Annotated in this window: 11 protein-coding genes; 10 read left to right on the top strand and 1 reads right to left on the bottom strand. The window is 65.2% G+C overall.

The genetic code is table 11. The features are described from left to right. Window positions 1-117 precede the first annotated feature (117 nt). The 3 genes from GGR40_RS10235 to GGR40_RS10245 are packed head-to-tail and all read left to right on the top strand — an operon-like array spanning window position 118 to window position 2,291. Window positions 118-693, top strand: a complete 576-nt coding sequence (locus tag GGR40_RS10235) for a cell envelope integrity protein TolA (protein WP_429276135.1) — start codon at window positions 118-120, stop codon at window positions 691-693. Beyond that, window positions 690-1,247 carry an RNA polymerase sigma factor gene (locus tag GGR40_RS10240; RefSeq protein ID WP_429276136.1) on the top strand — a complete coding sequence of 186 codons (558 nt, stop codon included), beginning with the start codon at window positions 690-692 and terminating at the stop codon, window positions 1,245-1,247. Before GGR40_RS10235 ends, GGR40_RS10240 begins: the two co-directional genes overlap by 4 nt. A gap of 51 nt (window positions 1,248-1,298) precedes the next feature. Next, the gene (locus GGR40_RS10245) at window positions 1,299-2,291 is read left to right on the top strand and encodes a FecR family protein (RefSeq protein WP_429276137.1); all 993 of its coding nucleotides are present in this window, start codon (window positions 1,299-1,301) and stop codon (window positions 2,289-2,291) included. 3 nt (window positions 2,292-2,294) lie between these two features. Here the strand turns inward: GGR40_RS10245 and GGR40_RS10250 are convergent, their stop codons facing one another. Beyond that, window positions 2,295-2,465 (bottom strand): hypothetical protein, encoded by a 171-nt coding sequence (locus tag GGR40_RS10250; RefSeq protein ID WP_429276138.1) that lies wholly within the window; start codon window positions 2,463-2,465, stop codon window positions 2,295-2,297. A gap of 167 nt (window positions 2,466-2,632) precedes the next feature. Here GGR40_RS10250 and GGR40_RS10255 point away from each other — a divergent pair, with 167 nt between their 5' ends. From GGR40_RS10255 to GGR40_RS10285, 7 genes are all read left to right on the top strand, one after another. Beyond that, on the top strand, window positions 2,633-4,132 hold the full coding sequence (locus GGR40_RS10255) for a ShlB/FhaC/HecB family hemolysin secretion/activation protein (protein WP_429276139.1): 1,500 nt from the start codon (window positions 2,633-2,635) through the stop codon (window positions 4,130-4,132). After that, on the top strand, window positions 4,132-5,862 hold the full coding sequence (locus GGR40_RS10260) for a DUF2341 domain-containing protein (protein ID WP_429276140.1): 1,731 nt from the start codon (window positions 4,132-4,134) through the stop codon (window positions 5,860-5,862). Before GGR40_RS10255 ends, GGR40_RS10260 begins: the two co-directional genes overlap by 1 nt. Window positions 5,863-5,889: 27 nt before the next feature. Further along, window positions 5,890-6,321: an ExbD/TolR family protein gene (locus GGR40_RS10265; protein ID WP_429276141.1), complete on the top strand. Its 432-nt coding sequence runs from the start codon at window positions 5,890-5,892 to the stop codon at window positions 6,319-6,321. Next, entirely contained in the window at window positions 6,321-7,028 is a 708-nt protein-coding gene (locus GGR40_RS10270) for an energy transducer TonB (RefSeq protein ID WP_429276142.1), read from the top strand. The genes GGR40_RS10265 and GGR40_RS10270 overlap by 1 nt, the downstream gene beginning before the upstream one ends. 99 nt (window positions 7,029-7,127) lie before the next feature. Further along, window positions 7,128-8,933 carry a putative porin gene (locus GGR40_RS10275; protein ID WP_429276143.1) on the top strand — a complete coding sequence of 602 codons (1,806 nt, stop codon included), beginning with the start codon at window positions 7,128-7,130 and terminating at the stop codon, window positions 8,931-8,933. A gap of 199 nt (window positions 8,934-9,132) precedes the next feature. Next, window positions 9,133-9,576 (top strand): hypothetical protein, encoded by a 444-nt coding sequence (locus GGR40_RS10280; protein ID WP_429276144.1) that lies wholly within the window; start codon window positions 9,133-9,135, stop codon window positions 9,574-9,576. A 127-nt stretch (window positions 9,577-9,703) separates the two neighbouring features. Continuing rightward, window positions 9,704-22,177, top strand: a complete 12,474-nt coding sequence (locus GGR40_RS10285) for a filamentous haemagglutinin family protein (RefSeq protein ID WP_429276145.1) — start codon at window positions 9,704-9,706, stop codon at window positions 22,175-22,177. The last annotated feature ends 44 nt before the right edge of the window (window positions 22,178-22,221 follow it).

Genomic DNA, 22,221 nt, shown 5'->3' on the forward strand with positions numbered 1-22,221 from the left:
GCGACTTTAGGACGTTGTCCTTTGCTGCCGAGGGACGGACGGGGGCGTTACGTCGTGTTCAACGGGTATCGAGCAAGGTGGAGGGCTGGAAGCGCCACGTTGGCCGTTCACACTGCAGTGGCACTTGTCCTCCTGATCGACGGAGCCTTCACAGCGGAAAGACGCGGCGTCGATCGTGCCGACACGCACCTGACGGCCATCACGTTCGCGCTGCAACCTGCTGCTGCGCCACGGGAGCAGCCGGACAAAACCCCAGCAGAAGCGGCAGCAAAGCGGGCGTCGCTGCAGTCTGCCAACGCGCCCGAGAACGGCACGAAGCAACTGGCCGAGCCCGTGCCGCGAAAACCTGGCGATTTGAAAGAGACGCCTGTCGATCTGCCGTCGCAGTCCGACTTTCTTTCCTTCCGTGGTCGTCTGATCGAACATATCCGTCCGTTTCACAATTACCCTGATGCCTTGCGGGGAAGGGGTGAGCGCGGCGTGGTGCTGGTCGGCTTCATGATGCAGCGTGACGGCGCGGTCCGTGAAGTCTGGGTCGAATCGAGTTCCGGCTCCAGCGATCTGGACGCGGCTGCGCTGACTACCATCCGCAAAGCACAGCCGCTGCCGATCATCCCAAGCACGTTGCCCGAAGCGCTGACGATGACGGTTCCGTTATCCTATACGCCTGCAAGATTTTCGATTCTGCAATGAGCGAAGAAGCGACCGAGGGGCCGAATTCGCGACTGCGCGCTGTCATTGCGCGGCGCTATGGCTACATGATGTCGCGCCTGTCCGCTTCGCTGGGATCCCGCGATCTCGCCCAGGACGCATTGCACGACGCCTTCGTTCGCCTTGAGCGCGCGCAAATTGCGCAAGACCTGCGGGAGCCGACGTCTTACCTGCTGCGGATGGCCACTAATATCGCGTACAACCGAATACGGCGAGACAGTCGGTTGATCGGGTCCGATGAAATGCGCGAAATTCTGGAAATTCCGGATGAGAACCAGAATCCCGAAAGTGCCGCGCAGCAGAGTTCTGAGATGAAGGCTGTCGAGCACGCCATGCATATGCTGCCTGAACGCCGTCGCACGATCTTGACGCAAGCCTGGCTGGACGAGCGATCTACTGCCGATCTGGCGCATGAACATGGCATTTCGGTCCGCATGGTGCAATTGGAGATAAAGGCTGCAGTCGAACAGATTCGCGCTATGGCGGCTTCGCCCAACGTAATTCCGTTTCGCAAAGACGATCGTAAAGTGTCCTAGAGGTATGAGACACATGCGGCAGCTTTTCCGATCGGGGCGAAGGTAAGGGATTTGACCGAGCGAACCACGCAATTGAAAGCGGACGACGCGCTCAGCCGAGAGGCTGATGCGTGGGTGATGCTCGTTGCGTCGGGTGCAGCCACGCGCGGCGATGCGAAGGCGCTGGAGGAATGGCGCGCGCGCAGCGCTGCGCATGAAGCTGCGTTTCGCGAAGCCTCGCGCCTGTACCGCGCGATCCGGATCGCTGGTGAACGGATGCGCGCGGATGAAGTGCAGCCGACCGGTGGATTTCTGGAGAGAACGCTCGCAGCGCCCGCAGCCATGCCGCGCAGGCAACTGCTGCAAGGCGCGATGGCGGCTTCGGCGGCGGGCATTGGCGTGCTTTTCGGAGGGCAGTCGCTCGGACTGTGGGGCGGTGAACAGTCGGCCCAGTTCGTGACCCGCAAAGGGGAGCAGAAAGTCGTCCAGCTTGGGGATGGCGCCCGGATCGAGTTGAATACCGATACCCGGCTGTCGCGCCGCCCCGATCTGGGTGAACGCTCTGTGGAATTGTTTGGCGGCGAAGTGATGCTGACAGTGCCCCACCGGGGCAGAGCGCCGGCGGTGGTGCTTGCCGGGGCGGGGCGCACTGTCTCGAACGGTGGACGCATCGCCTTGCGATGCCGGGATGACAGCGTTTCGGTCACATGTCTTGCGGGCGCGGTCGCCGTCCAGATCGGCGGGGTCGAACGTGGCGTGCTGCCGGGGCAACAGTTGCGCTATGACGATCGCGGCTTCGGAGAGATCGCCAGCGTCGATCTTGAGATGGTCACGGCATGGCGCAACGGTACGCTGGTTTTCCGCCGTGCCCGCGTCGACGAAGTGATTGATGAAATCGGCAGGTATCGCGATGGCCGGATCGTGATCGCCAATCCTTCCCTTGCCGGTCGGCGCATTGATGGAACCTTCCATATGCGTAACGTCGATCAGATCTTCGATCAGCTCAAATCGGTGTACGGTACGAGTGTAACGCACCTTCCTGGCGGTCTTGTCCTTCTGACTTGAAGGTCATTCGGCAGCAGCAACACTGCGTCCTGAAAAAATTTCGATCGGCATTTCGCCAAAGGCCTTGCCGTTTGTCCTTATGGAAAGGGCAAGTTTTGACAGTCCGGCGATGGGGTCCGGATTCTTGGATTGATACAGAGTCGTTCGGGTCGGAAGCAGAATCGGCCCCATCATCACATTTCTGACGCTCCGGCTTCGAGGCATCCGCTTCGGGGATCGAGGCGGTGCGTGCGGCAGATTGGCTTTAGGGGGTAGTGTTGGGTCGGTTGAAATTGGCGCATGTCAGCCATATCGCGATTGCGCTCGTGATTGCGGTATCTTGCCCTGCAAATGGTCAGGAGGTGTCGTCGTCGGGTACGGCGTCTGCATCGTTTGCGATCCATGTTTTCAAGGTGCGTGGCAACAAGCTTTTGTCGGCTGATCTGGTTGAGCGTGCGGTGTACCCTTTCATGGGTCCGGGTCGCAGCGAGGCGGATGTCGAGAGTGCGCGGTCTGCGTTGCAGAAGGCGTTCGAGGATGCGGGGTATGTCGCGGTTTCGGTGGTGATCCCCGAGCAGGCGGTGGACGGCGGCGTGCTGATGCTGGAGGTTCAGCCTCAGGCGATCGGTCAGGTGGTGGTCGAGGGCGATGTGCGTCATGCGGACAGGGTGAAGGCGCAGGCGCCTTCGCTGACGCCGGGGGCGACGCCAAACCTTGCGGCATTTCAGCGTGACGTGGTGGCGATGAACGGCAAGGCGAGCCGCAAGGTGACGCCCGAGCTGAAGGCCGGGGTGGCGCCGGGCACGCTGGACGTGGTGCTCAAGGTGGAGGAGACATCGCCGCTGCATGTCTCTGCGGAACTGAACAACTTCTCCTCTGCGGCGACGAGCGACCTGCGGGCGTCGGCGACAGTGCGCCATGACGACATGTGGGGTCGGGGCGATTCCCTGAGCCTTTCAGCGCAGACGGCGCCGCGCCGCACGGACGATGCGCTGGTGTTCTCGGCCAATTACCTGATGCGTCTGGGGCAAGGCACGCAGCTGCTGCTTTACGGGGTGCATTCGGACAGCGACATCGCCGTCATCGGCGGCACCAGCGTGATCGGCAAGGGCGATATGGCAGGCGTTCGCCTGATCCGATCGCTGGGCAGCGCCGAGGGGTTCTATCACTCGCTGACGGTGGGCTTCGACTGGAAGCACTTCAAGGAAGACGTGCTGCTGGGTTCGGACCGTGCCTCGGCGCCGATCGAATACTTCCCGGTCACGGCGTCGTGGCGTGGCGACTGGACGGGGGACCGACGCAATACCGATCTGACTCTGTCGGCGACGATGGGCCTCCGCGGGATCGGCGACGGGTGGGAACGCTTCGATGCCAAGCGCTACATGGCGCGACCCAGCTTCCTGGTGCTGAAGGGCGACGCCAATCACACGCAGGACGTGCTGGGGACCTTTCAGGTCTACGGCCATGTCAGTGGCCAGTGGTCGGGCGGGCCGCTGATCAGCAATGAGCAGTTCAGCCTTGGCGGCATGCAGAGCGTGCGCGGTTACTTCGAGAGCGCGGCGCTGGGCGACTGGGGCGTGGCGGCGCAGATCGAGGTGCGTACGCCAGACTTTGCTGAACATCTCGGACCGCTGGAAGAGCTGCGGCTCCACGCCTTTGCCGATGGCGGACTTGCTGGAATCCATCAGGCGCTGCCGGGTCAGGCCGACAGCTTCCGCGCGGTGAGCGTGGGGCTGGGCGGGCGGGTGCGCGTGCTTCGCTATCTCAATGGCGCGCTCGATGTGGGTACGCCGCTTATCTCCAACTCCGACAGCCGGTCGGGGGACATCTTCGTACGCTTCCGCATTCTGGGGGAATTTTGATGACGACGTTCTTGAAGATGGGTGCGCTTGCCGGTGCGATTGCGCTGGGCGCGATGACCGCGGCCACGCCCGCCCATGCCTGGTGGGAGGCGGACTTTGCGTACCGCACGAAGCTGAACCTCAACACACAGGCTGCGGGCGTGACCGGCGAAGTGGCGCGTGCGCCGGTGCTGGTACGGCTGCATCAGGGCAACTTCAACTTCGCCGATGTAAAGCGGGACGGTTCGGACCTGCGCTTCGTGGCCGGAGACGATCGCACTCCGCTCAAGTTCCATATCGAGAAGTGGGACGCGGCAGGCCAGCAGGCGCTGGTGTGGGTGGACGTGCAGGGTCTGGCGCCGGGGCAGGCAAGCGCGATCTATGCCTACTACGGCCACAAGGACGCCAAACCGGGTCAGGACGTGGCGGGCAGCTTCGCGCCCGAATACCGCGCGGTCTACCACTTTGGCGGGGAGGGCCAGATCAAGGACGTCACCGCCAATGCAGTTGCCGCAGGCGGCGCTAACCAGCGCGAGGACAATGGCCTGATCGGTGCGAGCCTGACGCTAGATGGCGCGACTGCGTTGACGGTTCCGGCTTCGCTCTTCGTATCGGGTCCGCTCTCGGTAAGTCTGTGGGTCAAGCCTGCATCGGACGGGACGTTGTTCGCGCTGCCGGGTGCGGTGAGCCTGGTGAGTGAAGGCGGGCAGTTTTTCATCGATCAGGGCGGCAGGCGTTCTGCCGGTGCGCCGCTGGCGGCGGGGACCTGGGCGCATGTGGCGCTGGTCAACGACGGCAAGGTGAGCAAGCTCTACGTCAATGGCCAGGGAGCAGGGGAAGTCGCAGGCGCGCTCAATGCCGTGAACGGCGATGCGGTGTTCGGGCAGGGTCTGTCAGGCACGATCGACGAACTGCGCGTGGCGGGCGCCGCGTTGCCGCAGGCGATGTTCCAGCTGGCGACGGCAAGCGAGGGCCAGTCGGCGAAGCTGGTGCTGGCGGACACGGCGGAGCAGGTGGAGACCGGCGGCGGGCATGGCTACTTCCGCATCCTGTTCGGGGCGCTGACGGTGGATGCGTGGATCGTCATCGCGATCCTGGGCGTGATGCTGTGTCTTGCGGTATGGACGATGATTGCCAAGCATATGCTGTTCGGCCGGATCGAGAAGGCAAATGCGCTGTTTCTCGATGGCTACCGGGCGCAGGCGAAGCGTTCGAGCGATCATGACGGATTGCCGGCGTTCGATCCGGGACCGGGTTCGGAAGGCTCGACGCTGGCGGGCCTGTACCAGCTTGGCCGCCGCGAACTGGGCGAGCGCCTGAAGGAAGGCCGTTCCACCGGGAGCCGCTTTGCGATCCGCGCGCAGTCGATAGCGGCGATCCGCTCGGCGCTGGATGCGCAGCAAGTGATGGACAACCAGAAGCTGCAGGAGCGCATGGGCCTGCTCACCAACTCGATCTCGGGCGGTCCGTTCATCGGTCTGGCGGGCACCGTGCTGGGCGTGATGATCACCTTCGCGGCCGTGGCGGCTGCAGGTGAAGTCAACATCAACGCAATCGCGCCGGGCATTGCCGCCGCGCTGCTGGCGACGGTGGCCGGCCTGGTCGTCGCGATCCCCTCGATGTTCGCGTACAACGCGCTGCTGGTGCGTTCGAAGAAGATCGTGGCGCATGGCCAGATCTTCGCCGACGAACTGGAAAAGCGCATCGCGGAAACGTGGCAGGATGTTCCCGCCGCGCAGGCCGCAGCCTGAACCCGATAGAAAGAAGGAGTTCAGGTCATGGCGATGCAGATCGGCGACGAGGACAAGCCGTACAACGAGATCAACGTCACGCCGATGATCGACGTGATGCTGGTGCTCCTCATCATCTTCATCCTGCTGACGACGGCAGCGGTGCAGGGGATCAAGGTGGACCTGCCCAGTGCAAGTTCGGCCAAGCCGCTGGAGGCGCGGAAGAGCCGGGTGATCGCGGTTGCCGATGACGGCACTGTCTCGATCGATGCGATCCCCGTCTCGATGAGCGAACTGGAAGGGCAACTGCGGACTTCGATCGCCAACACGCCGGACCTTGCGGTGATCCTGCGCGGAGACCGGGCGGCGCAGTATGACAAGGTGATGCAGGTGCTCGACTTGTGCTCGAAGGTGGGCGTGCCCAGCCTCGGCATGGCCAGCACGCGGCCCCCTGCTTCGGCATCCGGTGGAGGTGCGTAATGGTTGCCCTCGCCCTTGATGGTGGCGGGTCTGGTCCACGCGGCGGGGGCGGCAAGCTCCCGCTGGGCTGGATCGCGCTGGCCGGCGGCCTGACGCTGGTGGGCTTCCTGGTGTGGTCGCTGCTGAGCGCGCAGCTGGTGAGTAAGCGGCCCAACGAGATGAAGACCACGCAAGTCGTGCTTCCTCCACCACCGCCACCTCCTCCTCCGCCACCCAAGCCGCAGGAGAAGCCGCCCGAGCCTGCCGATGCGCCGCCGCTGGAACAGCCGCAGGACACCCCCCCGCCGCCCGATCAGGCGCAGCAGTCCTCCGAGCCGACCGTGGGCGACAGTGCCATGACCGCGCGCGAAGGTGCAGGGCCCAGCAACTACGGTCTTGCCGTGGGCAACGGATCGGGCACCCGCATCGGCGGACGTCCGGGTGGCAGCGGCGATGGCTATGGCGCTTATGCGCAAGTGGCGCTCAGCGCGATCCGGCTTGCCACCCAGTCCGACCGTGAACTTGCCCGGGGACGCTATACCACGCGGCTTGCGGTCAGTGTCGATGAGGCAGGGCGGATCACCGATGTGCGGGTGATCGGCACTTCGGGCGACAGCCGCCGTGACGAACGGCTGCGCCGGGTGCTGGCCGGGCTGCAACTGGCACGCCGTCCACCACCAGGGCTTCCGGTTATGCGGATCGAACTGAATGCCAGAAGTGGCGGGTAAGCATCCGAAGACTGCGACCCGGACTGCTTCCTCTTCTTCCTCCTCCACGGCGGCCCGATGCGCCTGCCTGCAGATCACTTCCCAGGGGTAAAATTTGCAATGACCCAAGTTGTTCGCCTCAAGTCCATGCTGATGGCCTGCGTGGCCGTCCTGTCCGCTTCTCCCGCGCTGGCTCAGGACGCGGCCAGCCAGACGGCCATCGATCCCCGGTTGCTGGTCGAGCAGCTGGTGGCCGAAGGAATCCTGACGCAAGCCCAGGCCGATCGGATGATCGCCAAGGCGACGGTGCCGGTTCCTGTGGCGCAGGCTCCTGTTACCACCCCGGCTCCTGCCCTTGCAGGCGGTATCGACGCGGACGGCGTCCAGACCATCCCTTACGTACCGCAGGTGGTGCGCGACCAGATCACCGAGCAGGTGCGCACACAGCTTGCCACGCAGGCGCAGACCGAAGGCTGGGCCAAGCCCGGCGAAACGCCCGAGTGGACCCGCCGCATCAGCCTTTACGGTGACGTGCGCGCCCGCTTCGAGCGCCGCTTCTTCGATCGCGGCAATGCGGACATCTTCCCCAATTACGGCGCGATCAACGAAGGCGATCCGCAGAACATCAACCCCAACACCCCCGGCTACATCCCGCCTGCCTTCCTCAACACGCTGGCCAACCGCAACCGCGCCCAGCTGCGCGCGCGCCTTGGCGTGAGGGCGAAGATCGACGATTGGATCGGCGCCAACATCCGCCTTGCGACCGGCAACGACCGCACGCCGGTCTCGACCAACCAGACGCTGGGCGCCTTCGGCGGCGGCGGCTATCAGGTGTGGCTTGATCGTGCCGCGATCAAGCTGACGCCGGTGAGGGATGTGGACATCCAGCTGGGCCGCTTCGGCAACCCCTTCTTCACCACCGACCTGATGTTTGACCCGGACATGGGCTTTGACGGCGTGGCCGTCTCGGGCCGAGCGAAAGTGAACGAGGGGCTGACCTTCTTCGGGACGGCAGGCGCCTTCCCGGTGTTCAACACCGCGCTCAACTTCGGCTCGCGCAATGCGCCTGCCGTCGATGAAGACGGCGACGACAGCTATCCGGGCGTGCGCGGCGCGTACAAGAGCCAGGACAAGTACCTGTTCGCAGGGCAGGCGGGCGTCGAGTTCCACCCCAGCGACAAGATCGCCGTGCGACTGGCCGGAGCCTACTTCGCTTACGACAACGTCGAGGGTCGGGTCTCTGCCCCTTGCGAATACTATGAGGTGACCTGCTCCACCGATGCGACCCGACCTGCCTTCCAGCAGTTCGGCAATACCGTGTTCCCGATCCGCGACGTGATCCCCGACCCGCTCAATCCGACCACCAGCGTCGAGAACCAGTTCTTCGGCCTGGCATCGAAGTTCCGCGTGCTCAATGTCCATGGAGCGATCGACTTCATCCCCTCAGACAAGTTCGGCATGCGCCTTGAGGGCGACTTCGTGAAGAACCTGGCGTGGAACCGCGCCCGTGTAGCATCGCGTGCGATCAACAACCTGGGACCGCAGACGACCATCCCCGATCCGAACAACGCGAACGGCACGATCGTGCAGGATGGAACCTACATGGGCGGCGACACCGGCTGGCAGGCCCGACTGACGGTGGGCTCGGCCCTGAGTCTCAACACCGATGGCGATGCCGACATGGAACGCGGGGGCTGGAACCTGATGTTCGCCTATCGCCGCCTGCAAAGCGATGCGATCCTGGATGCCTTTGCCGACAGCGACTTTGGCCTTGGCGGCACCAACGTGAAGGGCTGGTACGTCGCGGGCAACTACGCGATCGGCCACAACACGATGGTCGGCGGGCGCTGGATATCGTCCGACGAGATCGCCGATGCGCCGCTCTCGGTCGACCGTCTGTTCGTCGACCTCGTGACGCGGTTCTGATCGGGCGCGTCCGGCACGAGGGTCTGCCATGTTCACCGGGACACTCCTCTTCCTTGCCGCCTCTCTGCAGGCGCAGGCCCGTTTCACCCGGGCCGGTCAGCACCGGGCGCATGCGGGGCCGGCGCATGCAGAGAGGCGGCAGGGTACAAGCCCGGCCTCGTTCGTTCCTCTCTCCGGACGGGGCCGGGTGATCCGGCACATGGCTGACCAGTGTACGACCATCCAGCGTACGATCATCCGGCGCATGACCATTCGTTGGACGGTCATGCCGGCCCTTCTGGCGGTGGCTGCCATGCTCGCCCCTGTGAACGTGGCAGCCACCGCCGCCGATCCGCCGCAGACACGACGCGGCGGATCGGCACCCGGGGCACCGCGCTGCGTATCGGTGGAAGTGGACGGCTACGGCGCCGGTTCCGCAGACTGTATGGCGCACAGGCTGGAACAGGCTGCTCGTACCGCGCAGGCCAGGGCGCGCTCTACGATCGAGGTTCCGGTGATCGACGCGACATCGCCCGACGTGCGTACCGGCGTTGCCAACCAGACTGCCACGCGCCAGCGCATGGGCAATACCTTCGGCACTTCGGTGCAGCCCCAGCGGCCTTATCGGGCGCCCCCTGCGCCCCGGCCCGGCGGGCGGCCATGAACTGCCTGCCACGCCATTGCGACGGGTCCGCCTGTCACCTTGCCGACCTTGCCGACCTTCTTCCCGAACATAGCGCGGGTACGCCCCCATCACCGGGCGCCCGCTGGCTTTCTGCGGAGTGCATCCGATGACCAAGACCCGCTCGCCCCATTCCTCATCACCACGTCCCAATCCTCTGCGCAATGCCCTGCTCATCGGCGCTTCGGCCACTTCGCTGATCGTCCCGGGGCTGATCGTCTCGGGCGGGGCACTGGCGCAGAGCCGGGTGTTCTCCGGGCGAGGCGGCACAGCCGATCCGGCGGCAGCCGCAGCAAATGCCGCCGCTGCACAGGCAACCCGCGCCGCGCAGACCAGTTCGGCAAGCCAGCGCGCGCTCGAAGCCTTCCGCCGCGCCGCACAGAGCCGGGCCACCATGAGCGCTGCCCAGAACGCCGCGCGCTCCGCCGCTCAGGCTGCCCAGTCCGGCATCGCCAACGGCCTTGCGCAGGGCGGCCTGCAAGTGGCGAACGGCGTCGCCACCGATCCCTCGCTGTGGGTGGGCGCCAACGGCCCGGCGCAGACCACCGGCGCCGATGGCCGCACCGCCGTCACCATCGACCAGACCCAGCAGAAGGCCATCCTCACCTGGGACAGCTTCAACCTCGGGCGCGAAACCGACCTCACCTTCAGACAAGGCGGCGCCGACTGGGTCGCGCTCAACCGCGTCACCGATGCCAGCGCCGACCCCACGCGCATCATGGGTTCGATCAAGGCACCCGGCTCGGTCTATATTCTTAACCGCAACGGCGTGATCTTCGGCGGCACTGCGCAGGTCAACGTGCGCAACCTCGTTGCCGGCGCGGCCAACATCACCAACGACCAGTTCCTCAACCGGGGGATATACTCCGCGCTGTCAGGGTCCAACTACCTGGCCGCTTTCACCGATGCAGGCGGAGCGGTGAAGGTGGAGGCGGGCGCGCGCATCACCACCAATGCGCCCACCTCGGTCACGGCGGGCGGCGGTTTCGTGATGCTGCTGGGCAGCACCGTGACCAATGCAGGTTCAATTTCCACGCCCAGGGGCCAGACGCTGCTCTCCGCCGGCGACGACTTCATCGTGCGGCGCGGCTACGGCACTGCGGAAAACCTCTACTCCACCACCCGCGGCAACGAAGTGCGCGGGCTGATCGATGCCGGCAGCCGCGCAGGCACCGTCGCCAACACCGGCCAGATCGAGGCGGCGCAGGGCGACATCACCCTCGCGGGCCGCACCATCCGGCAGGACGGCGTGCTCTATGCCACCACCTCGGTCAACCAGCGCGGCACCATCCACCTGCTGAACTCGGCCAGCGATGCTGAAGGCTCGGTGACGCTGGGCAAGGACAGCCTGACGCTGATCGCCCCCGAGACCGGTTCCACCGAGACCGCGCTTGACGGCCAGCGCGATGCGCTGATCGCCGCAAGCGACAAGGCCAACCTCCAGCGCGGCACCACCACCACCGGCGGCTTCGACGATCGCTCGCTGCTCGCCGACCGGGTTGACCAGAGCCGCATCGAGATCGTGACCGGTGGCAACGTGCTGTTCGAGGGCGGCTCTCAGACCATGGCTAACGGCGGCCAGGTGGCGGTACAGGCCAGCAAGGGCCGCATCACCGTGGCCAGCGGCGCCAGCATCGACGTCTCGGGCGTGATGGGCGTCTCGCTCGACATGGCGTCCAATTCGATTCTGGTGAACGTGCAGGGCAACGAACTGCGCGATAGCCCCGCCAACCGAGATGCCACCGGTACTGCGCTCAAAAGCCGCAACGTGTGGGTCGACGTGCGCGATCTGGTCCTGCTGCCCGACGGCACCGGCGGCTACGAAGGCGATCGCTGGTACACCCGTGGCGGCCTGCTCGAACTGGGCGGCTATATCGGCAACACCGCGCATACCATCGGCGAATGGGCGGCGGTGGGCGGCACCATCACCCTGGCGGCCAACGAAGTGGTGGCGCAGCAGGGCGCCGTGCTCGACATCTCCGGCGGCAGCCTCGACTATGCCGGAGGCTACGTCCGGTCCAGCCTGCTGCTGGGCGCGGACGGGCGCATGTACGACATCCGCAATGCGCCTGCCTGGATGAAGTTCGTCAGCGTCGGCAACGCTTTCCAGCGCAAACACGACCGCTGGGGCGAGCAGTACACCCAGACCTATGCTAGCAAGCTCTTCTCGCGCAGCACATCGAGCCGCTGGGAAGACGGCTACTCCGTCGGGCGCGATGCCGGCAAGGTCATCCTCTCCACCCCCACCGCGCTGATGGAAGCCAACATTCTTGCCGAAGCCTTCCAGGGCGAGCGGCAGATCCAGGCGCGCACCGACGGCCTGACGGACGGCTACAAGGCCGGCCAGTACACCGCCGCCAGCGCAGGCAGTCTAGCCGTTGGCCGCTACGACGCCTTCGGCCGGACCGACCTGTTCGACACCGACATCCGCATCGGCGACATCGCCGACGTAACCGCCGGCCTCGCAACCAGCGACGCCCTGGCCGAAGACCGCATCGGCACCGTATGGCTCGACGCCGCCCGCCTCAACGCACAATCCCTCGGCCGTATCGAACTCGGCACCCGCGCCGCGGTCACCATCGAAAGCAACATAACCCTCGCCAACGGTGGCACGCTCGATATCACCGCCCCCACCATCGACATCAACGCAAACATCACCGCAAAAAGCGGAAGTATCCGGGCAAGCAACGTGTTCTCGCCGCAGTTGGCGGAAACCGGAGCACAGGCCCTGATGCTGGACGGCAAGGCAGGCGTGTCCATCGCCGCCGGCGCCATCCTGGACCTGCGCGGCGTCTGGACCAACGGTTTGGACGGCACTCCCCTTTTCGGCCTCGCCGATGCCGATGGCGGATCGATAACGCTGCAATCGACACAGGACGTCGTTCTTGGCGAAGGATCGCTGATCGACGTTTCCTCAGGCGGCGCTCTGCTTGAAAACGGCAGTTTCGTGGGAGGGCACGGCGGGAACGTTATCCTCCAGGCCGACTACGAGGAAGCGGTCGGCAGCACCAGCGGCAGGCTGTCTCTGGCTGGCACGGTCACCGGGAACGGCGCGGCGGGCGGCGGCAAGCTGCTCGTGCAATCGCGGGCGATCCGCATCGGCGACCCCGTAGCGACAGCGGAAGAGGCGGCGACGGTGCTGAATGCGGACCTGTTCGCTTCCGGTTTCAGCGACTACGAAATCGTGGGCAATCGGCGGCTTGAAGTGGCCGAAGGGACAAGTATCGATGCGGCGATGCCGGTCTACCGGCTCGGCGCCAACGCGGGAACGGTCGCCAGCAACGGCGATCCTGCCGCAGCGCTGGAACTGTGGACGCCGCCGCTCTATCAGGAAAATCCGTTGAGTGGCCTACTGACCCAACGGCAGGGCGCATCGCTTACGCTGCGCAACAGCAGCGTTCTGCGCGCGTTGGGCGACGTGGACGATGTTAACCTGACCATCGGCAAGGGCGCGCGCGTAACCGTCGATGCTGGACGGCGCATCGGGCTGACCGGCCCGGGTTCGATCGCGATGCATGGTACGTTGCAGGCCGCGGGTGGCGACATCGAAATCGTCCAAAGCGGCTTCTCGGTTAACGAACTCAGCGGGGCGGCCGGCGTGCCCGAGCCCACCGGACAAACGATCTGGATCGGCGAGGACGCCCTTATCGACGTGGCCGGTCGCAGCGTCACGGCAGTGGACGCTCAGGGGCGGCGCTATGGTATTGCAGGCCAAGGCGGCACCATCACCATCGGCGGTGCGATCGATCATGCGACGGGCAAGGCAGGTGGCGGCACGAACTTCGTCGTCATCCGCGAAGGCGCGCTGCTTGACGCATCGGGGTCACAGGCGAACCTGGACATCAGTGGTGCACGCGGCGTTGCTGTAGCCGGCAGTGGCGGCACGATTTCGCTGGGATCGCTTTTTGGGCTCTATCTTCATGGCGACATGAAGGCCGCGGCGGGGGGCTCGGGTGCGGCGGGCGGCACGCTCGACCTGTCTCTGGGAACAACGCTGATCAGCACCAGCCAGCCCAGCCCGTTGCTATCCACGCCGCGTGAAATGCTGCTGAGCAGCACCCGCAAGGACATCGATCAGTTCGGCGCAATGACGCCGTCGGAGGCTGCCGCCAGCCTCGTCTATGGCCACGGCGCCATCTCCATGGACCAGATCACCGAAGGCGGCTTCGGCAGCCTGGGACTGGCAGTCCGTGGGCAAGTGAGCTTCACCGGCGACATCGATCTTTCGCTGGCGCAGGGAGTGCACCTTTACGCCCGCTCGCTGGCGTTGGCCGAAAGCGCACATGCCGGCAGCCGGATCACGATCAGCGCACCATACCTGCGCCTGGCGGGTGCGGCGCCGATCGTCACCAATATCCCCGGATTGGCCGAAGCCTCCATCGGTGGCACCTCCACGCGCGAGACCGAAGCCAGCCTGACGTTGAACGGCAGCCTGATCGACTTGCGCGATGAAGTGAACTTCGGCGCAAACGGCACTCTGCCACGGCCCGGCGGCACGTTCGCCTACGATCGGCGAGACTTTGCGCGCGTGGCCCTCAACAGCATCGGCGACATCCGCGTGGCAGGCGGAGGTTACGGCTCGATGCGCCTTAATGTCGCTCATGCGCTGGAGATGACCGCAGCGCAGATTTATCCCACAACCCATGCCGCTGGCCAGTTCTCCGCCGACACCATCCGCATCGGGCGCAGCACCGAAGCGTTGCCTGCCGTCCCACAATCGGTGTTCGGCAGCCTGATGTTCGAAGCCAGCTCCATCGAGCAGGGCGGCGTTGTCCGTGCACCACTGGGTACGGTGCAGTTCGGCCGGACCGGCCTGGATCCTACCCGGACTATCGACCTGCTGGACAGCAGCGTCACGTCGATCAGCGGCAACGGGCTGGTGATGCCTTATGGCGGCACCGTCGACGGCATTCGCTACGATTACGATGGCAAATCCCTTGCCGATAGCCAGTTGGGACGCACGAACCTCAGCCCGGGGCTCACGTTGAACGGCCAGGCCATCACGGTCGACGCCAGCGCCGTGATCGACGTGTCGGGCGGCGGCACGCTGAATGGAGCCGGCTTCATCAGCGGACGCGGTGGTTCGGTGGACGTGCTGCGCCATGCCATGGCAGAGGTTAATCCGGGCTTCCCCATCAGCAAGGTGGGCAATGAGGTCTATGCGTTGGTGCCTTCACACACTGGTCCCGCTCCGCTGGCGCCCGACGCCGGCGCCGGCGACCCTCTGATCGGCCAGCAGATCACGTTGAGCGATGCCGTACCGGGCCTGCCGGCAGGCACCTACACGCTGATGCCATCCACTTACGCGTTGCAGAAAGGTGCATTCCGCATAGAAATCGCGGCGGCGGACCTTCGCAGTCCGGCCACGGCGCCCGTCGATCTGAAGAACGGGTCGCATGTGCTTATGGGCCGGCTGGGAATTGCCGGAACCGCAGTGCGCGAAGCGCTGGCGCGGCAGGTGATCGTGACGCCCGCTTCCGTCGTGCGCACCTATTCGCTCTATAACGAGACCGACTACGAGGCGTTCGTGCTGGCCGATGCGGCCCGCCGCTCCGCACCCCGCATTCGCCTGCCGCGGGACGCTGGGCAACTGGCGATGAACTTCGAGGTAAACCGCACCGACAGGCCCAGCCTGACGTTCGAAGGAGCCCTGCGCAACGCTCCCGCCAAGGATGGTTGGGGCGGCCAGGTGGCGCTGCGTCCGGCAACCGGCTCGCTCGAAGTCGTTGCCGAGGGCACAGGGGCGACTGCGGGGTTCACCGGCATTACGCTGGAAGACGGCGATATCAACGCGCTGCATGCCGGTCGCCTGCTGATCGGCGGAACCGCCGAGCAGAACAATGGTACCAGCGAGATCGCCTTCAAATCCTCCGCACGCGACATCGCCGTGCGCAGTGGTGCGACGCTTCTGGCAGGGGACATCTTCCTTGTCAGCGGCCTGATGAACGGCGCGATCACCGTGGAGCAGGGCGCGATTCTCAACACGGTGGGCAAGGGGCGTCCGGGTCAGGACAGCAGCGATGGTTTCATCTTCGCACCCGGCACAAACAGCGTCTTCGCGGTAGGCAACAGCATCATGACGATGCGCACTACGAGCGACGGCAGCAACGGCTTTGGGCCAGGTCGGATCGACATCGGGACATGCGCGCTGGTGTGTGCGGGAGAGACGCAGCTCTATTCCGAAGGCACCATAGTGGCCGCCACCAACAAGGCGTTCACGTTCGGTAACGGCATGCGCTATGGCACGCGCAACCTGACGCTGGCCGTGGGCGGCATCAACGTAGGCACCGACGAATCCCTGGCTGCGGCCCGCAGCGCAGGCATTCTGCCAGCGGGGCTGGAACTCAACCAGACTGTGCTCGACCGCCTGTTGCAAGGCGACACCACCACTGGCGCGCCGGCGCTGGAGACGCTGGTGCTCACGGCCCGTGATTCCATCAACTTCTTCGGCACCGTTACGCTCGATACGATGGACGCGGCGACCGGCAAGTCCAGGCTTGCCAATCTGGTGATGACCAGCGGTGGTATCTACGGCCATGGCACAGCTGCGGACGTGGCGACGATCCGCACCGGAAACCTGTTCTGGAACGGCGGCATCCTTGGCGTCGAATCCACTGCGAACCCGGCGATTGTTCCGACTGGCAATGCATCCTGGAACGGTGGCATCGGGGAAGCGCCGTCCGTGGTGGCGGGCGGCGCGGGAAACGGCAGCGGATCGCTGATGGTGGACGCACAGCGGATCGAATTCGGCTTCGGGCCAGACACCGTCACTTCGATGACCGCGCGCGATCGCCTCGCGCTGGGCTTTGCGACTGTCAACCTGACGGCCAGTGAACGCGTGACGGCAAACCACGTCGGGACGTTCGCCGTCTATCAGGCACAAAGCGCGTTCGTGCCCGGCAAGGGTTTCACGTACTCAGGCGGGGATCTCAACATCGTCGCGCCGCTCGTCACAGTGGGAGCGGGTGCGAGCAACACCATCAAGGCAGGCGGCGCAATTCGCCTGACCGGCACCGGTGCGGCGGCGGGTGCGGCCGATCTTGGCGGTACACTGGCGATCTCGGGCCGGACGGTGACGGTGGACACCGCGATCATGCTGCCCTCGGGCAAGCTGACGCTTTCCGCGATGAACGACCTGACGCTGTCGGGCGCTTCGCGCATCGACGTGGCGGGTCGCGAAGTGCCGTTCGACGATATCAGTCGCTACAGCTGGGGCGGCGACGTGGTGTTGACCAGCACCTTGGGCAATATCCGGCAGGATGCGGCCTCGGTGATAGACATGTCCGCCCGCTTCAACAACGCGGGGCGCCTGATGGCGACCGCGCTGGACGGTACTGCCGGGCTCATCGACCTGCAGGGCAGCATCCTTGGCGCCAGCAGCGGCGAGTATGACGCCGGCGGCACCATCGTGCCCTACCAGGGCGGCATGGTGGATTTGCGCGCGCAGAAACTGGGCGATTTCGCCGCGCTCAACACGCGCCTGAATGCGGGCGAGGTATTCGGCGCTCGCGCCTTCCAGATCAAGCAGGGCGATCTGACGATCGGCAACGAACTGAAGGCCCGCTCAATCAGTCTGTCGCTTGACGGTGGCGCATTGCTCGTCACCGGCAAAGTCGATGCCAGCGGAGCGCAAGTGGGCAGCATCCGCCTTCATGCCGCGCAAGGTCTGACGCTGGCCGGGACGGCACAGCTTGATGCGCACGGCACGCTGCTGCGCGTAGACAGCTACGGCAAGATCATCGACAGTCCCAATCGCGCGATGGTGGAGCTATCCTCGGGCAGCGGCATGCTGGCCCTGCAGGCGGGGGCGCGGATCGATCTGCGCCACGGCACCGCAGCGGCGGTTGGCTCGGGAGCGGGCCAGCACGACGGCAAGGCGCGCGGTACGCTCGAACTCAATGCGCCGCGTCTGGGAACGAACGATGTCGCCATCGACGCGAGCGGCCCGCTATCGATCGTGGGCGCGCGGTCCATCGCGGTCAACGCGGTGCGCAGCTACGGCGATGCTGAGCTGAACACGGGCACGGAATCCACCGTGGATGGCAGGCCCTACCACAGTATCGATCAGGCCTGGATGGACCGGCGGCACGATGAGAACACCGCCTTCATCGACGCAGCGCTGAACAATACCGGGTTGATGGGCGGCAAGCTGGCCGGCCTGAACAACGCGGCCTATGCCAACGCCTTCCACTTGCGGCCAACCGTGGAAGTGGCAAGTTCGGGCGACCTCGTCGTCAGCGGCGACATCGACCTTTCGGAATACCGCTACGACGGCGTGAACCCCACCTTCGTGCGTAACGAGGCCATAGCCGGCTCTGGCGAAATCGGATCGCTGGTGCTGCGTTCGGGCGGCGATCTTACCGTTTTCGGATCGATAACCGACGGCTTCATAACTCCGCCTGACGATATGCCGGAGAAGGACGGCTGGGTGCTGCTACCCGGCGAGCAACTGTTCAATACCCCGATCGTGGTGCCGCGCGACGGCATCGTGCTGCACGCAGGCACGCGCTTCAACGCCGGCGGTACACTGAACTACGAAGTGACACTGCAGGGAATGACCGTAGCGCAAGGGACACGCTTGCCGAACTCGGCGGCACTTGCCGATACGGTGACGCTGCCGGCAGACACCGTGCTTTCGGGTGACATCCTCAACGCTGATGGCACCATCGCTCATGCGGCCGGCACGCGTCTGATCGATGCCACCGTGCTGCGTCCGGGCATGGTGCTGGGCGCAGGCACGGTGCTGGTGGTGGCGACGCCGCTTGGGCAGATGGTCTGGCCCAAGGACGTCCCGCTGCCGCACCGGCCGGAAGACACGGTCACGAGTTCCTCGCTCGATACCGTGAGCATCGCCGAAGCGGTGACGCTGCCGATGGGTGGGTTGATTCCGGCCGGGGCAAGGCTGGAACTGGGTGCGGGCGTGGAGAAGGTGGACCTGCGCTCTGAAGGCGGCCTCACGTATGCCCTGGCGCCGATGCTGCCCGAAGGCTCGCAAAGCTGGAACATCCGGCTTGTGGCGGGGGCAGACCTCGGCGCGGCGGACAACCGCCTGACCAATCCCAACGCTGCGCATGGCAGCCTGATACTGGCCGACACGCACTTCGGCATGACCGGAAGGCCGGTCAGGACGGGAGGTGAGCCCACGATGACGGAGGAGGGCGCCCTGGCTCTTATCGGCGATCCGTCCTACGCGGGGCTGACCCGCGCGGAAATCGAAGAGAAAGCTACTGCGGAGTTCGGCTTTCCTGTCACGTTCGAAATTCTGGCAGGCCAGTCTTTCGCGGACTTCTGCAGTTCCGGGGGCAACTGCACGGCCGGGGGGCCGCTGATCCTGACCGAAGAAGGCGCGCTCTCGCTGATCGGCGATCCCAGCTATGCGGGACTGCTGCCTCAAGAGTTCAGCGACAAGATGCTGGCGGACTTCGGCTACCCTTTCACCATGGAGGAATTCTTCGGAATTCCCATGGCCGATCTCTGCGCGTCCAGTCCGGCTTTCTGCACATATGGCGGCGGTGATCTGAGCTTCCAGTACACGCCCTCGAATGCAACGCTCAGCGTGTTGCGCACTGGCACCGGCGACCTCGACCTGATCAGCGCCCGCGACCTTGCGGTCCGCTCTCTCTACGGTGTTTACACGGCGGGAACTTCCAGCCTCAGCCTGGCCGATGCGCGGGCGAGCGGCGTCGATGTGGTGCGCCCGACCACCGTCGGGTCTACCATCGTAGACAACCCAGGGCATCAGCAATATGTCGACGGCTCGGAGCAGAGCCTCTACCGTGCCTGGTATCCCGATCAGGGCGGCAATCTCAGCCTGACCGTGGGCGGCGACCTGACGGGTGATCTGCTGGGCCGCAGACTCGGCGGTACGCAGGTCGTTGGCGAAAGGCAATTCGCCAGCAGCGATGTCGGCAACTGGCTGTGGCGCCAGGCAAGCGCACAGGGCACGGGTGCTGCCACTGCATGGTGGATCAACTTCGGCACTTACGCCAGCGCGTCGGAGATCGATGGCACTGTGGGCTTCACCGGCTTCGGCACGCTGGGCGGCGGCAACATCGACGTGCGGGTCGGCGGGGACGCGGGCCTGATCGAACCGCAAGGTGCAGTGGGTTACGACGCCGCCACGCGCAGCCAGGGACTGGTTCTGGCGGTGGCATCGACCGGGCGGGTGATTGACGGCGAACTGACGCAGACGGGCGGCGGCGATATTGCCGTGCGTATTGGCGGCGGTCTGAACCCTGCGCTTTCCGCAAGCGGCTTCGGCAGCCGCCGGCACGACCTCAACGGCAAAATCGTCAACCTGCGCGGCACGGTGCAGGTTGACGCCGGTGGCATGGGCTGGCTGGAGCCCACGTTCGGCGCTGCCATCGGCCGCACCCACGACCCCTTTGCCGTGACCGGAGCCAGCGCAGGGGGCGGCATCGTTCTGACCCCGGGGGATGCCACCGTCCGCCTCAACACCCGCGCCAACCTGGTGCTGGGCAGCGTGACGGACGCGGGCCGCGTGCAACAGCGTAACGGCGGAGCCTTCGTTCTCGCCAGCGGGCGAACGGACGGTCCGGCTACGATCAGCGGCACCGGAGGCAGCTTCAACTGGTTTTCGCTGTGGACCGACCGCACTGCGGTGGACGTCTTCGCGGCAGGCGGCAGCCTCAACCCGTTCACTGCCTCCGCAGAGATAGGGTTTGGAAGCCCCAATCCCTTACGCGCCAGCGACGTTGCGCCCACCGATGGTCGTTACGTCTATCCATCCATCCTGCGCGCAGTGGCAGGCAGCGGCAACATCGTCCTGGGTGGCAACGCCTATTCGCTTATGCTGGCTCCGGGTTCGAAGAGTGAGCTCGAACTGCTAGCGGGCAACTCGATCTTCGCGCGTGGTCTGGCGATAACTCCGTCGAGCGCCGACATGTCCTCGCTGGTTACGCCGTTCAACCCTGGTACGAGCTTCGCCGGCCAGATCGGTGATCTGTACTACGATACAGGCATCGGCATGGGACCGGCAATGAAGACTTCCGGCACGTTCCCGCTGTTCGGATTCGGATACAACACGAGCGGCAATACATCCGGCGCTGCGGAGCCGGTCCGTTTCTATGCGCGCGAGGGGGACATCGCCGGACTGCGAACGGGCGAGATTCTGACCTTCGGGTTGGAAGGCATCACCCTGTATGAAGGCGCAAGACCGGTCTGGATGAAGGCCGGGCGCGACATCGTGGACAGTGGCACGCGCCTGAGCCAACCCGGACAGCTGCCGACCGAAATCTCTGGGTCCGTTTTGGACACCGCTACCGGCAACCTGTTCGTCCATACCCGAGACACCGACGTCTCGCTGGTCCACGCAGGTCGCGACATTCTGTTCAGCTCGTTCGCTGTCGCAGGGCCGGGCACACTGGAAATCATGGCCGGGCGCGACCTGGTGATGGAAGACGTGGCATCGGTGACCAGCATTGGTCCGATCGTTGCGGTCGATGCGCGACCAGGCGCCTCGATCGCGATGGCAGCGGGCATGGCCAATAGCGTGGACTGGGGCGCAGTGCGCAGCCGCTACCTCGATCCGGCGCGGCTTGCCGATCCGCAGTTTCCGCTCGCTCACCCGAACAATGCGAGCAAGGTTGCCAAAGTCTACGACGCCGAACTGGCTGCCTGGCTGGGGGAACGCTATGGCTTCAGCGGAACCCGAGCCGAAGCATTGGACAGGTTTGATGCGCTGGCGCCGGAACAGCAAAGGATCTTCCTGCGCGAAATCTACTATGCCGAAGTGCGTGAGGGCGGCCGCGAATACAATGACCCCGATAGCCCGCGCTTCGCCAGCTACTTGCGGGGGCGTGAGATGATAGCTGCGCTGTTCCCCGATGCCGACGCCAGCGGGGCGGAGATCGCACGACCCGGAGATATCCTGATGTTCGGTGGCGCGGGCGTGCGCTCCAATTTCGGCGGCAATATCGAGATGATGGCACCAGGCGGCCAGATCGTGGTGGGCCTGCAAGGCGAAGTGCCCCCCGCAAGCGCGGGTGTGGTAACTCAGGGTCAGGGCGACATCCGCCTGTTTAGCGAAAAAAGTCTGCTCCTGGGCCTTTCGCGCATTCTGACGACGTTCGGCGGCGACATTTTCGCCTGGTCGGAAAAAGGCGACATCAACGCCGGGCGGGGCGCAAAGACAACGGTGCTCTATACCCCGCCATTGCGCACGTATGATCCGTTCGGCAATGTACGTCTTTCGCCCCAGGTACCTTCAGCAGGTGGCGGAATCGGTACACTCAACCCGATCCCGGAGGTTCCGGCAGGCGACATCGATCTGATCGCGCCGCTCGGCACGATCGATGCGGGCGAAGCGGGCATTCGTGTCTCGGGCAACATCAATCTTGCCGCGTTGCAGGTGCTCAACGCCGCAAATATCCAGGTGCAGGGTAACGCCAGCGGCATCCCGCAAGTTGCGGTGGTCAACACCGGCGCGCTAACGGCTGCGTCGTCAGCCACGGGCGCCATCGCCGCTCAGGCAGCCCAGCTTGCAGAACGGGCACGGCCTCAGCCACTGCGCGATATCCCTGCGATCATTACCAGCCGCCTGATCGGCTTTGGCGACGAGTGACCCTGAAAAGGCGGCTTGCGCCACCCTTGCACTCCACGGGAGCA

This window comes from Novosphingobium gossypii, from assembly GCF_050433305.1.
In the GTDB taxonomy this organism is placed as follows: domain Bacteria; phylum Pseudomonadota; class Alphaproteobacteria; order Sphingomonadales; family Sphingomonadaceae; genus Novosphingobium; species Novosphingobium gossypii.

Coding starts and splice junctions, on each gene's coding strand:
- GGR40_RS10270 (WP_429276142.1), top strand. CDS start 6,321: ATGGTTGCCCTCGCCCTTGATGGTGGCGGGTCTGGTCCACGCGGCGGG.
- GGR40_RS10280 (WP_429276144.1), top strand. CDS start 9,133: ATGGCTGACCAGTGTACGACCATCCAGCGTACGATCATCCGGCGCATG.
- GGR40_RS10240 (WP_429276136.1), top strand. CDS start 690: ATGAGCGAAGAAGCGACCGAGGGGCCGAATTCGCGACTGCGCGCTGTC.
- GGR40_RS10265 (WP_429276141.1), top strand. CDS start 5,890: ATGGCGATGCAGATCGGCGACGAGGACAAGCCGTACAACGAGATCAAC.
- GGR40_RS10260 (WP_429276140.1), top strand. CDS start 4,132: ATGACGACGTTCTTGAAGATGGGTGCGCTTGCCGGTGCGATTGCGCTG.
- GGR40_RS10250 (WP_429276138.1), bottom strand. CDS start 2,465: ATGATGGGGCCGATTCTGCTTCCGACCCGAACGACTCTGTATCAATCC.
- GGR40_RS10285 (WP_429276145.1), top strand. CDS start 9,704: ATGACCAAGACCCGCTCGCCCCATTCCTCATCACCACGTCCCAATCCT.
- GGR40_RS10275 (WP_429276143.1), top strand. CDS start 7,128: ATGACCCAAGTTGTTCGCCTCAAGTCCATGCTGATGGCCTGCGTGGCC.